General features: G+C 77.0%; 12 protein-coding genes. 6 read left to right on the top strand and 6 right to left on the bottom strand.

From position 1 onward, the window contains the following. Nucleotides 1-123 precede the first annotated feature (123 nt). On the top strand, nt 124-1,098 hold the full coding sequence (locus tag CHC04_RS08710; protein ID WP_089403538.1) for a YihY/virulence factor BrkB family protein: 975 nt from the start codon (nt 124-126) through the stop codon (nt 1,096-1,098). Between the two features lie 132 nt (nt 1,099-1,230). On the opposite strand, the gene CHC04_RS08705 is transcribed toward CHC04_RS08710, so the two are convergent. Further along, on the bottom strand, nt 1,231-2,259 hold the full coding sequence (locus CHC04_RS08705) for an LLM class flavin-dependent oxidoreductase (RefSeq protein WP_089403537.1): 1,029 nt from the start codon (nt 2,257-2,259) through the stop codon (nt 1,231-1,233). A 141-nt stretch (nt 2,260-2,400) separates the two neighbouring features. Then, entirely contained in the window at nt 2,401-2,556 is a 156-nt protein-coding gene (locus tag CHC04_RS24060; RefSeq protein WP_176449906.1) for a hypothetical protein, read from the bottom strand. A 213-nt stretch (nt 2,557-2,769) separates the two neighbouring features. Here CHC04_RS24060 and CHC04_RS08700 point away from each other — a divergent pair, with 213 nt between their 5' ends. Together CHC04_RS08700 and CHC04_RS08695 are read left to right on the top strand one after the other, a co-directional pair. After that, on the top strand, nt 2,770-4,422 hold the full coding sequence (locus CHC04_RS08700; RefSeq protein WP_089403536.1) for a glycoside hydrolase family 13 protein: 1,653 nt from the start codon (nt 2,770-2,772) through the stop codon (nt 4,420-4,422). A gap of 4 nt (nt 4,423-4,426) precedes the next feature. Beyond that, nucleotides 4,427-4,804 carry a YchJ family protein gene (locus CHC04_RS08695; protein ID WP_089403535.1) on the top strand — a complete coding sequence of 126 codons (378 nt, stop codon included), beginning with the start codon at nt 4,427-4,429 and terminating at the stop codon, nt 4,802-4,804. Nucleotides 4,805-4,810: 6 nt separating this feature from the next. Here CHC04_RS08695 and CHC04_RS08690 read toward each other — a convergent pair whose 3' ends face one another. Continuing rightward, complete coding sequence (locus CHC04_RS08690) at nt 4,811-5,479, bottom strand: response regulator (protein ID WP_089403534.1); 669 nt, start codon at nt 5,477-5,479, stop codon at nt 4,811-4,813. After that, nucleotides 5,476-7,110, bottom strand: coding sequence for a sensor histidine kinase (locus tag CHC04_RS08685; RefSeq protein ID WP_089403533.1), 1,635 nt, complete (start codon nt 7,108-7,110; stop codon nt 5,476-5,478). Before CHC04_RS08685 ends, CHC04_RS08690 begins: the two co-directional genes overlap by 4 nt. A 125-nt stretch (nt 7,111-7,235) precedes the next feature. On the opposite strand from CHC04_RS08685, the gene CHC04_RS08680 reads away from it, so the two are divergent. Continuing rightward, nucleotides 7,236-8,618 carry a cation:dicarboxylate symporter family transporter gene (locus CHC04_RS08680; protein WP_089403532.1) on the top strand — a complete coding sequence of 461 codons (1,383 nt, stop codon included), beginning with the start codon at nt 7,236-7,238 and terminating at the stop codon, nt 8,616-8,618. Between the two features lie 67 nt (nt 8,619-8,685). After that, entirely contained in the window at nt 8,686-9,858 is a 1,173-nt protein-coding gene (locus tag CHC04_RS08675) for a lycopene cyclase family protein (protein WP_176449905.1), read from the top strand. Here CHC04_RS08675 and CHC04_RS08670 read toward each other — a convergent pair. Then, on the bottom strand, nt 9,824-11,368 hold the full coding sequence (locus CHC04_RS08670; protein ID WP_089403530.1) for an APC family permease: 1,545 nt from the start codon (nt 11,366-11,368) through the stop codon (nt 9,824-9,826). The two genes, CHC04_RS08675 and CHC04_RS08670, sit on opposite strands and share 35 nt — an antisense overlap. A gap of 117 nt (nt 11,369-11,485) precedes the next feature. Here CHC04_RS08670 and CHC04_RS08665 point away from each other — a divergent pair, with 117 nt between their 5' ends. Then, nucleotides 11,486-13,816 carry an ATP-binding protein gene (locus CHC04_RS08665; protein ID WP_141233742.1) on the top strand — a complete coding sequence of 777 codons (2,331 nt, stop codon included), beginning with the start codon at nt 11,486-11,488 and terminating at the stop codon, nt 13,814-13,816. On the opposite strand, the gene CHC04_RS08660 is transcribed toward CHC04_RS08665, so the two are convergent. Beyond that, on the bottom strand, nt 13,786-14,457 hold the full coding sequence (locus tag CHC04_RS08660; RefSeq protein ID WP_089403985.1) for a hemerythrin domain-containing protein: 672 nt from the start codon (nt 14,455-14,457) through the stop codon (nt 13,786-13,788). The two genes, CHC04_RS08665 and CHC04_RS08660, sit on opposite strands and share 31 nt — an antisense overlap. Nucleotides 14,458-14,557: the final 100 nt, after the last annotated feature.

Raw genomic sequence — 14,557 nt, 5'->3', positions numbered from 1 at the left:
CAGCGGGGTGCTCGGGGTATCCGGAGACGCCCGGACCCGTCCCTGGTCCTGCGGCTCGGGGGATCCCCGGGCGGTGTGTCCGGGGCGGCGTGTCGGGGGGCGGGAGTGGGCAGACTCCCGGGCATGGCTGACGCGAGCGGCGGGGCCCCGGCGCAGCGCGCGGGCGCCGACGCCCGCTCCCCGCACCACATCCCGCCCCGGGAGTGGGGGCACGTCCTCGGCCGGGCCGCCCGGCAGGCGTTCGGCGAGCGCCTGATGGTGCAGGTCTCGGCGGTCGCCTTCTTCGCCCTGCTGTCGATCGCCCCGGTGCTGGTGACGGCGCTGTCGATCTACGGCGCGGTCAACACCCCGGAGCAGGCCCTCGACCAGCTGTCGGACATGGCCGCGGTGCTGCCCGACGACCTCGAGCCCCTCGTCGCCGACCAGCTGACCAGCATCACCACCGCGTCGGGCCAGGTGCTCACCTGGCGCGGGATCAGCGGGCTGGTGGCGGCGCTGTGGACGGCGACGACCGCCGCCACCTACCTCGTCGACGCGCTGACCCTGGCCTACGACGAGCGGGAGACCCGCGGCTTCCTCCGCCGCAGCGGGCTCGGGCTGGCCGTGGTGCTCGGCGGGGCGGCACTGCTGGGCGGGGTGATCGCCGGCGCCGCGCTGCTGTCGTCGGCGCTGGCCGCGGCACCCGGACCGGTGCGCGTCCTCGAGCCGGTGCTGACCTGGGCCGGCCTGGCAGCGCTCGTGGTCCTCGTGCTCGCCGTCCTCTACCGGGTCGGCCCCGACCGGCGGCAGGCCCGCTGGCGCTGGATCAGCGGCGGCGCGGTGCTCACCACGGTCCTGTGGCTGGCGACGTCGGCCGGCCTGTTCGCCTACGTGCAGAGCCTCGGGGACTACACGGCCACCTACGGCTCCCTGGCCGGCGTCGCCATCAGCATGGTGTGGCTGTGGCTCACCGTGTTCCTGGTCGTCCTGGGCGCGACGGTGAACGCCGAGGCCGAGCGGCAGACCGAGCGCGACTCGACCGTCGGGCCCGAGCGGCCGCGCGGCGAGCGGGGCGCGGTGGTGGCCGACGACGCCCCGCCCTTCCCCCGGGAGCCCTGAGCGGTCCGGTCACCCGGCCCCGGGGCGGCGAGTGCGCAGTCGCGGTCGGCGACACGCGCCGACACGCCGCGCCGCGCGGCACCGACTGCGCACCCGCCGCCGCGGGCGGGCCCGCGGCGGCGGGGCGAGCGCTCAGGCGCCGGCCACCCGGGGCGCCACCTCGGTGCCCAGCAGCTCGATGCCGCGCAGCAGGTCGGCGTGCGCCAGCCGCGGGTTGGTCATCTGGATCGACACCCGGTCGACACCGCCGAGCTGCCCGGAGATGCGCACCAGCTTCTCGGCCACGGTGCCGGGGTCGCCGGTGAAGAAGGCGCCGTCGGGCCCGCTGGTGGCGTCGAACTGTGCGCGGCTGGGCGGGGGGAAGCCGCGCTCCCGGGAGACCTTGGTGAACATCTCGTGCCAGCCGGGGTAGATCGTGTCGGCCGCGGCCTGCGTGGTCTTGGCGACGAAGCCGAACACGTGCAGGCCCACCCGCAGCCGCTCCGGCGGGTGCCCGGCCTGCTCCCCGGCCTGGCGGTAGAGGTCGATCAGGGGCGCGAACTGCCGGGGCTGACCACCGATGATCGCGACCATCAGCGGCAGGCCGAGCAGCCCGGCGCGGACGAAGGACGTCGGGGTGCCGCCCACGCCGATCCAGACCGGCAGCGGGTCCTGCAGCGGCCGCGGGTAGACGCCCTGCCCGGTGAGCGCCGGGCGGTGCCGACCGGACCAGGTCACCCGCTCGGAGGCCCGGATCCGCAGCAGCAGGTCGAGCTTCTCGTCGAAGAGCTCGTCGTAGTCGGCCAGCGACAGGCCGAACAGCGGGAACGCCTCGGTGAACGAGCCGCGGCCCACGACGAGGTCGATGCGGCCCCGGCTGATCAGGTCCAGGGTGGCGAACTGCTGGAAGACCCGGACCGGGTCGGCGGCCGAGAGCACCGTGACCGCGCTGTTCAGCCGGATCCGCGAGGTGCGGGCGGCCGCGGCGGCGAGGATGACCGGCGGGGCGGAGTCGTAGTACTCGGGACGGTGGTGCTCGCCGATGCCGAAGGAGTGCAGCCCCACCCGGTCGGCGGTCTCGATCTCCTCCAGCAGGTCGGCCATCCGCTCCTCCGGCCCGATGGCGCGGCCGGTGGCGGGGTCGGTCACCGCCGCCACGAAGCTGTCGATGCCCAGGTGCACGGCGGTCCTCCTGCAGTGGGAACGGGTCGTCGAGCGTTCAACGAGCAGTGAACCAGCCGGGCGGTCCGGGCCGCCGGGCGCGGCGGGGACGACGACGCCCCTCCGGCCGCGGGGACCGGAGGGGCGTCGGGGCAGGAGGACTCAGGCGGCCCGCACGGGACTGCCCGCCGCCGCGTCCTCCCCGCGCCGGGCCCGCAGGCCGGCGAGGTGCCAGGAGGTGCAGTCGGGGCAGCTGGCGATCCAGACGTGCCGGGGGTGACGGTGACAGACGGCGCGGTCGGCCATCGAACTGCTCATGGCGGTCGTACTCCCTGCCGCCGGCGCTGCGGCGGCTCGTGACTCGTGGGACGGCTGGTGCAACGTCGCCATGCCACTCGCCCATCCGGGTGTGCGCGAGCACACCATCGGGTGCTGCGGACCTGCGCGTTCGGCAGAACGTGACGAGGAAGACACCACTCTTTGGCGTCAGGGGGGCACCTCACCACACCGGAGAGTGCCGATCCTGGGCGCATGTCCGCTCGACTCGTCGCTGCCGGCACCGCCGCCGAGCAGCAGCCGTGGTCCCGGCCGGCTCCCGCGCAGGAGCAGCAGGCCGACTCCCCGTGGTGGCGTTCGGCCGTCGTCTACCAGGTCTACCTGCGCTCGTTCGCCGACGGCAACGGCGACGGCATCGGAGACCTGGCCGGGCTGCGGGCGCGGCTGCCGTACCTGTCGTGGCTCGGCGTGGACGCGCTGTGGATCAACCCGCACTACCCCTCCGGCGGCGCCGACGGCGGCTACGACGTCGTGGACTACCGGGCGGTGGACCCCGAGTACGGCGACGTGTCCGACGTCGAGGCGCTGGTCGACGACGCCCGCCGGCTGGGCCTGCGCGTGGTGCTCGACGTCGTCCCCAACCACACCTCCGACCGGCACCCCTGGTTCCAGGCGGCGCTGGCCGACCCCGACGCCCCCGAGGCCTCGCGGTACCACTTCGCGCCGCCGTCGGAGGAGCCGCCGAACAACTGGCGCTCGCTGTTCGGCGGCCCGGCCTGGTCGCGCACCCCCGACGGCCGCTGGTACCTGCACCTGTTCGCGCCCGAGCAGCCCGACCTCAACTGGCGCGACCCCGTCGTCGCCGAGGACTTCGAGCGGACGCTGCGCTTCTGGCTCGACCGCGGGGTGAGCGGCTTCCGGGTCGACGTCGCCTACGGCCTCTACAAGGACGCCGGCCTGCGGGACAACCCCGGCGAGTACTCCCCCACGCTGTTCGGCCACGGTCCCGAGCAGGCGATGACCTGGAACCAGCCCGAGGTGCACGACGTGTGGCGCCGCTGGCGGGCGATCTGCGACGAGTACCCGGACACCATGCTGGTGGGCGAGGTCTGCCTGGCCGACCTCGAGCAGGTCGCGCTCTACTCACGGCCGGACGAGATGCACCAGTCGCTGTCGTTCCGGCTGCTCAAGTCGCGGTGGGAGACCCCCGCCTTCGCCGAGGCCATCGGCAGCGCGCTCGACGCCTTCGGGCGGGTGGGCGCCCCGGTGTCGTGGGTGCTGGGCAACCACGACAAGGACCGCATGGTCACCCGCTTCGGCGGCGGGGAGACCGGCCTGGCCCGCGCCCGCGCCGCCGCGCTGCTGCTGCTGGCCCTGCCGGGCTCGGCCTACGTCTACGCCGGCGACGAGCTCGGCCTGCCGCAGGCGCACGTGCCCGACGAGGCCAAGCGCGACCCGATCTTCCTGCGCAGCAACGGCGCGCGGGCCGGTCGCGACGGCTGCCGCGTGCCCATGCCGTGGAACGCCACGGCCGGCGTCGGCTTCTCCCGGGACCGCTCGGCCAGGCCGTGGCTGCCGGTGCCGGCGGAGTGGAAGCGGCACGCCGTCTCGCGGCAGACCCGCGACTCCGACTCCGTGCTCCACCTGTACCGCCAGGCGCTCACCGTCCGCGCCGAGCACCCCGCGCTCGGCAGCGGCGAGGCGACGGTGAGCACCCGCGGCGACGTGCTGACCGTGCGCTGCACCGGAGGCGGCCGCACGGTCCGCTGCGTGGTCAACATGGGCACCGGCACCGCGCTGGTCCGCTCCCGCGGGCAGGTGCTGCTCGAGTCCGGCCCGGGGGTGCACACCTCGGCCCGCTCCGTGGCGCTCCCGCCGGACACCGCCGTCTGGATCGCCGAAGACTAGGGGCATGGCTCGCTGCCCCTGCGGATCCGGCCTGGCCTACGCGGAGTGCTGCGGCCGCCTCCACGACGGGACGGCTGCCGCGGCCACCGCCGAGCAGCTGATGCGCTCGCGCTACAGCGCCTTCGCCGTCGGCGACCCGGCGTACCTTCTCGCCACCTGGGACCCGGCCACCCGGCCGCGCACGCTGCGGCTGGACCCGGGCGTGCGCTGGACCGGGCTGGAGGTGCTGGCGACGACCGGCGGCGGCCTGTTCGACGCCGAGGGCACGGTCACCTTCCGCGCGCACGCCCGCGCCGGCGGGGCCGAGCAGGTGCAGGCCGAGCGCAGCCGGTTCCGGCGCGACGGCGGCCGGTGGGTGTACGTCGACGGCGACCCGGCGTGAGGCCGGTCAGCGCCAGCGGTACTCGAGCTCCGGGCGCCCGGTGCCGCCGTAGCGGGGCACCCGCTCGACCAGCCCCGCCTCGGCGAGGTACTCCAGGTAGCGGCGGGCGGTGATCCGCGAGGCCCCGATCACCTCCGCGGTCTCCCCCGCCGACACCCCGCGGGCCCGGCGGACGGCGGCCACCACGGCGTCGAGGGTCTCCCGGCCCATGCCCTTGGGCAGCGGCGCGGACCGGGACGGGCGCGCCGCGCCGAGCACCCGGTCGATCTCGGCCTGCCCGGCGGCCTCCCCGCCGGCGGTCAGGCCCGAGCGGTACTCGGCGTAGGCGACCAGCCGGTCGCGCAGCGCCGGGTAGGTGAACGGCTTGAGCAGGTACCCCACGACGCCGTGCACCGCGGCGGCCCGCACGGTGGCCAGCTCCCGCGCCGAGGTGACGGCGAGGACGTCGACGTCGGCGCCGGCCCCCCGGATCCGCCGGCACAGCTCCAGCCCCGACGCGTCGGGCAGGTGCAGGTCGAGCAGCACCAGGTCGACCGGCGTGCGGGCCAGCGCGTCGAGCGCCGCGGCGCCGGTGCCGGCGACGGCCACCGTGCCGAAGCCGGCCGTGCGGTCGACGTAGGTCCGGTGCGCCTCGGCGGCCACCGGCTCGTCCTCGACGACGAGCACGCGGATCACGGGGCGGTCCGGGCGGGGACGGCCAGCGGGAGGGAGACGGTGAACTCCGCCCCGGGACCGGGGCGCACCGACACCGTGCCGCCGTGCCGGCGCACCGTCTGCTCGACCAGCGCCAGCCCCAGGCCGCGGCCGAGGCCCTCGGGGGCGCCGTCGGGCGGGGGCTTGGTCGTGAAGCCCCGGCGGAACACCTCCGCGGCCTGCTCCTCGGGGACGCCGGGGCCGCTGTCCTCGACCCGGATCTCCAGCCGGTCGCCGTCGACGGCCAGCCCGACGGCGACCTCGCGGGGCGGGTCGCCGGCCAGGGCGGCGTCGACGGCGTTGTCGAGCAGGTTGCCGACGACGGTCACCAGGTCGCCGGCCGGCAGGCCGGTGACGCCGACGGCGGTGCCGGGGTCGATCTCCAGGGTCACCCCGCGCTCGGCGGCGCCGGCCGCCTTGCCGAGCAGCAGCGCCGCCAGCACCGGCTCCTCCACCGCGCCCACCACCCGGTCGGTGAGCGCCTGCGCGGTGGCCAGCGAGGCGGTCGCGAACTCGACGGCCTCACCGCTGCGGCCCAGCTCCACCAGCGAGACGGTGGTGTGCAGCCGGTTGGCCGCCTCGTGGGCCTGGGCGCGCAGCGAGTCGGCGAAGGCCCGGACGCTGTCGCGCTCCCCGGTGAGCGCCTGCAGCTCGGTGTGGTCGCGCAGCGTCACCACCGAGCCCGCCGACCGGCCGGCGGCGCGCGTCGGGGACCGGTTGACCAGCAGCACGCGGCTGCCGCTCAGGTGCACCTCGTCGACCGCACGCCCCGGCGCGGCGAGCGCGGTGGCCAGCGGGCCGGGCAGGCCGAGCGCGGTCACCGGCCGGCCGGCGGGGTCGCCGTCGAGGTCGAGCAGCCGGCGGGCCTCGTCGTTGGCCAGCTCCACCCGGCCCTCGCGGTCGACCAGCAGCAGGCCCTCCCGGACGGCGTGCAGGACGGCCTCGTGGTGCTCGACCATGCGGGCCAGGGTCGTCGCGTCGAGCCCCCCGGTCTGCCGGCGCACGCGGCGGCTGATCGCCCAGCTGCCCAGCGCGCCGGCGGTGAGGGCGAGCGCCGCGGTGCCGAGGATGCCGGGCACCGCCTCGGCGAGGTCGGCGCCGACCCGGTCGACGGTGATGCCCGCCGAGACCAGCGCGACGACGTCCCCGTCGGCGTCGAGGACCGGCCCGGTGGAGCGCACCGAGGGCCCCAGCGTGCCGGTGTAGGTCTCGGTCAGCGTGCGCCCGGCCAGCGCCTCGGCGACGCTGCCCCGGAACGGCCGGCCGATCTGCGCCGGGTCGGGGTGGGTGAACCGGGTGCGGTCGGGCGCCATGACCGTGACGAAGGACAGCCCGGCGTCGGCGCGGACCTGCTCGACGTAGGGCTGCAGCACCGCGGTGGGGTCCTCCCCGGTGACCGCCTCGACCACCAGCGGGGAGTCGGCGATGCTCTCGACGACGGCGGTGGTGCGCTCCTCGGCGGTGCTCTGCACCGCCTCGCGGGCGTCGAGGTAGGCCACGGCCGAGGCGGCGGCGACCAGCACCGCGACGACCAGCGCCTGCAGCCACAGCAGCTGCCGGGCGAGGCTGACGCCGCCGCGACGGCGGCCGGGAGAGCGCCGGAGCGGGGACACGGCAGCAGTGTCCCGCCGCGGCCCGGTGAGGCGCAGGTCACGTACGCAATGAACGGAAGCGTGACCGCGGTCACCGGCTCCGGCTCACTGGGGGACGCCCCGCCCCCGACCCCTCAGGAGCAGTCATGACAGCAGGCACCGCGGCGAGCGGTCGGCGTGACCGCACGCACTGGCTCTACCTGTCCGTCATCGGCGCCGTCGTCCTCGGCATCGTCGTCGGGCTGGTGTTCCCCGAGTTCGCCGCCGGCCTGAAGTGGATCGGGACGGCGTTCGTCGCGCTGATCAAGATGCTCATCGCCCCGGTGATCTTCTGCACCATCGTGCTGGGCATCGGCGCGATCCGGCAGGCGGCCAAGGTGGGCCGGATCGGCGGCCTCGCGCTGGGCTACTTCCTGCTGATGTCCACCGTGGCGCTGGCCATCGGCCTGGTGGTGGGCAACCTGCTGCACCCCGGCGACGGGCTGGCGCTGTCGGAGACGCTGCGCGGCGAGGGGGCCGCGCTGGCGGGCACGGCGGAGGAGAGCGGCGGCACGGTCGACTTCCTGCTGGGCCTGGTCCCCACGACGCTGGTGTCGGCGCTGACCGACGGCTCGGTGCTGCAGGCGCTGCTGGTCGCGCTGCTCGTCGGCTTCGCCATCCAGTCGATGGGCCGCGCCGGCGAGCCCCTGCTGCGCGGCATCGGGCACTTCCAGAAGCTCGTCTTCCGCATCCTCGCGATGGTCATGTGGCTGGCCCCGGTCGGGGCGTTCGGCGCCATCGCCGCGGTCGTCGGCGAGACCGGGGTCGACGCCCTGAAGAGCCTCGCGGTGATCATGCTCGGCTTCTACGCCACCTGCCTGGTGTTCGTGTTCGTCGTCCTCGGCCTGCTGCTGCGCCTGGTCGCGAAGGTCAACGTCGTCAGGCTGCTGCGCTACCTCGGCCGGGAGTTCCTGCTCATCGTCTCCACGTCCTCCTCCGAGACGGCGCTGCCCCGGCTGATCGCGAAGATGGAGCACGCCGGCGTCAGCAGGCCGGTCGCCGGGATCGTCGTGCCGACCGGGTACTCCTTCAACCTCGACGGCACCGCGATCTACCTGACGATGGCCTCGCTGTTCATCGCCTCCGCGCTCGGCGACCCGCTGAGCGTCGGTGAGCAGATCGGCCTGCTGGCCTTCATGATCGTCGCCTCCAAGGGCGCGGCGGGGGTCACCGGCGCGGGCCTGGCCACGCTGGCCGGCGGGCTGTCGGCCCACCGCCCCGACCTGCTCGACGGCGTCGGGCTGATCGTCGGCATCGACCGGTTCATGTCCGAGGCGCGGGCGGTGACCAACTTCGCCGGCAACGCCGTCGCCACGGTCCTGGTGGCCACCTGGACCCGGGAGCTCGACCGCGACCGGCTCGACGCGGCGCTGTCGGGGACCGCGCCGTTCGACGAGGCGACCATGCTCGACGAGGACCCCGACCCGCTGCCCGCAGCCCCCGTGGCGGGGGCCGAGGCGCGGGAGCGGGCGGCCGCCGGCGTCCGCTGACCCGTCCCGGCCGCACCCCCGTCCCCCCGCCTGGCGCGGGGCGGCGGGGGTGTGGTCGTCTCCTGCGGTGCCCCCCGCCGAGCTCGACGTCCTGGTGGCGGGCTCCGGTCCCGCCGGGCTGTCGGCCGCGGCCGGCTGCGCGGCGGCGGGCCTGCGGACGGCGCTGGTCGCCCCCTCGCTGCGCGTCTGGCCGGCCACCTACTGCCTGTGGGCCGACGAGCTCGACGCCGCGGCCGGCCCGCTGGGCCTGGACCCGGCCGCCGCCGCGGCGCGGTACTCCCCCACCGTCGTGCGCACCGCGGCCGGCGGCGAGCGGCGGCTGGCGCGCGGCTACGCCCGGCTGCGCAACGACGTCGTGCACGCGGCGGTGCTCGACCGGTTCCGCACGTCCGGCGGGACGGTGGTCACCGACCGGGTGACGGCGGTCTCCGGGCGGACCGTCGTGCTCGCCGGCGGGGAGCGGCTGACGGCGCGGGTGGTCCTCGACGCCCGCGGCAGCGGCCCCGGGACGGCGCAGCAGCGGGCCTGGGGCGAGGTGGTCGCCGGCCCCGTCCCCGACCTGGTGCCGCCCGGCGGCGCGCTGCTCATGGACTGGACGGCGCTGGCCGCCCCCGGCGCGCCGCCGGCCTTCCTGTACGGCCTGCCCCTCGACGACGGCACCGTGCTGCTGGAGGCCACCTCCCTGGCCGCCCGGCCGCCGCTGCCGCTGCCCGGCCTGCGCGACCGGCTGGCCGCGCTGCTCGCCGCGTACGGCCTGCGCCCGGCCGGGGAGGCCGAGCGGGTGGCCATCCCCCTCGACGGCGCGTCCCGCGCCGCCGGGACCGGCACCCGCCTGGGCGCCGCCGCCGGGCTGGTGCACCCGGCCACCGGCTACAGCGTGGCCTCGTCGCTGCGGCTCGGGCCGCAGGTGGCCGCGGCGCTGGCGGAGGGCCGCGACCCGCACGTGGTGGTGCGCGCGGCCCGGCCCCGGACGACGGCGGCGCTGCTGGCGCTGGGCCGGGAGGTGCTGCTGCCGCTGGACGCCGCGGCCACCGACGCCTTCTTCGCCGCGTTCTTCACGCTGCCCGATCGCGCGTGGAGCGCCTACCTCGACGTCGGGTCGCCGCCGCCGGCGGTGGCGGCGGCGATGGCGCGGGTGTTCGCCGCGCTGTCCCCCGCCCAGCGCGCGCGGCTGCTGGGCGGGGTGGCCCGGGGCGCGCTGCGGCTCACGCGGGCGTGGGCGGCGGGATCGGGTCGATGACGGCGGCGTGCTCGGGCAGCACGCCGGTGCGCTTGCGCTGGCGCAGCAGGTACCAGGCCAGCCCGACGGCGACGATCGCGCCGATGAACAGCGGCGCGGCCCACTGCAGGTACCAGTGCTGCGGGCCGGTGGCGTTGTAGATCTCCCGCCGCGGCCAGGCCAGGTTCACCGCCATGCCGGTGCCCCACGCGACGGCGAGGACGTTGACCGGCAGCCCCCAGCGGCCGAGGGAGAACCGCCCGGGCTGTGCCGGGCCCGGCCAGCGGCCGCGCAGCCGGGCCACCAGCATCGGGCCGGTCACCAGCAGGTAGGCCAGGTAGATCATCACCACGGCCATGCTGGTGAGGGCCGTGAACACCTGCGGCTGCCGGACGTTGAGCAGCAGCACGCCGACCGCCAGCGCCCCGACCAGCACGGCGGGCACGACCGGCGTGCGGCGCCGCGGGTCGACGTGGGCCAGCCGCGTGCCGGCGGGCAGGGCGTTGTCGCGGGCCATCGCGAAGGTCATCCGGATGGCGGCGGTGTGCACCGCCAGGCAGCAGACGGTGACCGCGACGACGATGCAGACGAGGAACGCCTTGCCCAGCCCCGTGCCGGCCACCGAGAGCAGGACGTACTGCAGGCCGCCGCTGCCCGAGGACAGCTGCGGGTCGGTGAGCGAGGGCGCGGCCAGGAGCCCGAAGAACAGGATCAGCCCGCCGAGCACGAACGACGCCGTGATCGCCCGCAGGATCGCCCGCGGCGCGGTGCGGGACGGCTCCTTCGTCTCCTCGCCGAGGGAGCTGGCGGTGTCGAAGCCGTACATGACGTATCCCGAGGCGAGCGCGGCGACGAGGAAGGCGCCCAGGTAGCCCAGCGGCTGCCCCTCCCCGCGGCCGCCGGTGTCGAACAGGACGTCCTGCGGCCCGCGGGTGACCGCCAGGGCCAGCACGACGACGATCAGCACCGCCGCGACCAGCTCGATGAACACCCCGGCGCTGTTGATCCGCGACATCAGCCGCACGCCGAACGCGTTGACCAGCGTGGTGAACGTGATCAGCAGCCCGCCCAGCAGGACGGCGTTGACGGCGACGTCGTAGGTGCCGGTGCCGTCGCCGACCAGCTGGAAGCCCGACCACAGCTGCGGCAGCGTGATCTGGTAGGCCAGCGCGGTCGCCGCGAGCGTCACGATGGAGGCGGTGAGCATCACCCAGCCGGCCAGCCACGACGTCGTCGCGCTGCCCAGCCGCTTGGTCCAGTTGTAGAGCGACCCGGCCACCGGGTAGCGGGCGGCGAGCTCGGCGAAGCACAGCGCCACCATCAGCTGCCCGGCGAAGACCAGCGGCCAGGACCAGACGTAGGCCGGCCCGCCGGCGGCGAAGCCGAAGTAGAACAGCTGGAACGTGCCGGTGAGGATCGAGATGTAGCTGACGCCGGCCGCGAAGCTGGAGAACCGCCCGATGCTGCGGTCCAGGTGCTGCCGGTAGCCGAACTCCGCGAGGTGCGGGTCGCCGTCGTCCGAGGGGGGCACGTCGAGGGGCCTTCCGGTGAGTGAGTGCAGGGCCGCACCACTGTCGCCGACGGCACGGACCGCGGCGAGCCGGGGACACCGGCCCCGTGGGCCCGCGCCGGGCTACCCTCCCCGCCGATGAGCGCCTCCCCCTCCGGCACCGGCTCCCTGGCCGGGCTGCTGCGGCGGTGGCGGGAGCGGGCCGCGCTCAGCCAGGAGGAGCTCGCGGCCCGGGCGGGGCTGACCGCCAAGGCGGTGAGCGCGCTGGAGCGCGGGGAGCGCCGCCGCCCCTACCCGCACACCCTCCGCGCGCTGGCCGACGCGCTGGACCTCGACGACGCCGACCGGGCGGCGCTGACCGCCGCCGCCCGGCCCGGGACCGGGCCCGAGGGGCCGCCGGCGCCGCCGGTCCCGGTGCTGCCGCTGCCGGCCGCGCCGCTGGTCGGCCGGGACGCCGAGCTCGCCGAGGTCACCGGGCTGCTGCGCTCGGGCGCGACCCGGCTGCTGACGCTCACCGGCCCCGGCGGCGTCGGCAAGACCACGCTCGCGCTGGCCGCGGCGCGGGCGCTGGCACCGGACTTCCCCGACGGCGTCACGCTGGTCGAGCTCGCGCCGGTGCGGGAGGCGCGGCTGGTGCTGCCCGAGCTGGCCCGCGCGCTCGGCGGCCGGCAGCTCGCCGGCGACGTCGCCGACGCCGTCGCCGCGCGCCTGGGCGGGCGGCGGCACCTGGTCGTGCTGGACAACGTCGAGCACGTCCTCGACGCCGCCCCCGACGTCGCCGCGCTGCTGGCCCGCTGCGGCGGGCTGGCCGTCCTGGCCACCAGCCGTGCGGCGCTGCGGGTGCGCGCCGAGCGGGAGCGGCCCCTGGGCCCGCTCCCGGTGCCGGAGCGCCCGGACGCCGCCACCGTGGCCGCCTCGCCCGCCGCGCGGCTGTTCCTCGACCGGGCGGCCGCCGCCGGCCGCACGGTCGCCCTCGACGACGCCGCGGCCGACGTCGCGGCGATCTGCCGCCGCCTCGACGGCCTGCCGCTGGCCCTCGAGCTCGCCGCGGCGCACGCCCGCTATCTGCCGCCGTCGGCGCTGCTCGGCCGGCTCGACGACGCCCTCGGCGCCGGGCGCTCCCGGGACCTGCCCGAGCGGCAGCGCACGATGCGCGCCGCGCTGGACTGGAGCCACGAGCTGCTCACCGCGGGGGAGCAGGCGCTGCTGCGCCGGCTGGCGGTGTTCGCCGGCGGCTTCGACCTCGACGCCGCCCGGGCGGTCGCCGGCGGCGCCGACGTCGTCCCGCAGCTCGGCGGGCTGGTCGAGCAGTCGCTGGTGGTCGTGGAGGACGGGCCCGCGGCCCGCTACCGGCTGCTGGAGCCGGTGCGCCAGTACGCCGCGGCCCGGCTGGCCGCCTCCGGCGAGGCCGACGCCGTGGCCGAGCGGGCCACCGCGGCGGTGCTGGACCTCGCCGACGGCGCCCGGACCGGGCTGACCGGTCCCGAGCAGGGGCCCTGGCTGGACCGGCTCGAGCGCGACCACGGCAACCTCGCCGCCGCGCTGGGCCGGCTGGTGGCCGCCGGGCGGGCGGCCGACGTCGCCCGGCTGACCGAGGCGACCTGGCTGTACTGGGCGGTGCGCGGCAACGCCGTCGAGGGGCTGGGCTGGGTCACGCGGGTGTCCCGGGACGGGCTGGCCCCCGCCGACGACGCCCGGCTGCTGCTGGGCCTGGCCGCGCTGCGCTACGCGTCGGGCGACATCCCGGGCACCCGCGCCGCCGCCGCCGACGCCGCCCGGCTGGCCGCCGTCGCCGGCGCCGGTGACCTCCGGGCGCTGGCGCTGGTGCTCACCGGCTCGGCCGCCGTCTTCCTCGGCGACCTGCCGGCCGCCGCCGCCGACCTCGACGAGGCGCTGCGCCTGGCCGCCGAGACCGGGCAGACCTGGGCGCGGGCGCACGCGGTGACCGCCCGGGGCCAGCTGCTGCTGCAGTCCGGCGACCACGCCGGAGGAGCCGCCGAGCTCGCTGTCGCCGAGCGGCTGGCGCGGGAGCTGGGCAGCCCGTTCACCCTGGCGACGGTGCTCAACGTGCAGGCCTCGCTCGCGCAGCTGGCCGGCGACGAGGACACCGCGCTGGCCCGGTGGACCGAGGCCGCCGACCTCGCCGCGGAGGTCCGCACCACCTGGACGCTGGCGTACACGCTGCCGGGGCTGGCCGTCGTGGCCGCCCGGCGCGGGTCGCCGGAGCTGTCGGCCCGGCTGTTCGCGGCGGGCTCGGCGACGGCGGAGGCGGCGTCGGTGGCGGTGGCGTTCCCGCCCGACGTCGAGCTGGCCCGGCTGGTGCTGCCGGAGGTGCGCGCCGCGCTGGGCGAGGAGGCGTTCGGGCGGGCCTGGGACGCCGGCCGGCTGCTGCGGCCCGGCGACGTCCCGGCCCTCGCCCGGCAGATCGGCCCGGGCGATCAGCGGGTCCCGCGCACCCGGCCGGCGTAGCGGCGGTACTGCCGGGCGAAGACGGTGCGGAGCAGGACGCGGACCGGGAACGGGACGACGTGCAGCATCATCTCCCGCTCCTCGGGGCTGCACTCCTCGAGCAGCGCGCCGAACAGGATCGGCAGGTCCTTCTTGGCCATCGTGCCCTCGCCGTGCTGGCCGAGCTGAGCCCACTCCTCCTGCGTGACGTGCCGCTCGGCCAGCGGGAGGATCTCGCGCTCCTCCTCCGCGAGGTGCTCGAGCAGGACGGCGCGCAGCGCGTCGAGGGTGCCGGCGACCTCCTCGGCCACGGCCGGCCGGGCCTCGACCTCCCAGCGGTCCAGGGCCGGGCCGAGCTGCTCGGTGAGGTGCTCGACCTGCTCGTGCTGGGCCTCCATGCGGTGGACGACCGCGGCGTCGGGCGGGCAGCGCTCCAGCAGCTTGGGCCACAGGAGGTCGTCCTCGCCGGTGTGGTGCATGTGCAGGCCGAGCAGCACCAGGCGGGCGTGGGCGGCGAGGACGGCGGCGCGGTCGGTGTCCCCCGGTGCGACGGCGCGGATCAGCTCGGGCAGCAGCCGGAACTCGCGCCGGAAGGCGCGGTGGACGACGTACATGTCGCGGACGTCGGCCATCGGGACGGGGGCGGGGGCGGTGTCGGTCATGGCGGTGAGCCTGTCGGCGGCCCCCGGCACGGGACACCTACAGCGCACCCACGCCTCCCCCACAGTCCGGGGTGACGGCCGGCCCCGTTCCTGCCCAGCA

It is taken from the genome of Geodermatophilus saharensis, assembly GCF_900188205.1.
Lineage (GTDB): Bacteria > Actinomycetota > Actinomycetes > Mycobacteriales > Geodermatophilaceae > Geodermatophilus > Geodermatophilus saharensis.
This window is presented reverse-complemented; position numbering and strand designations above follow the sequence as displayed.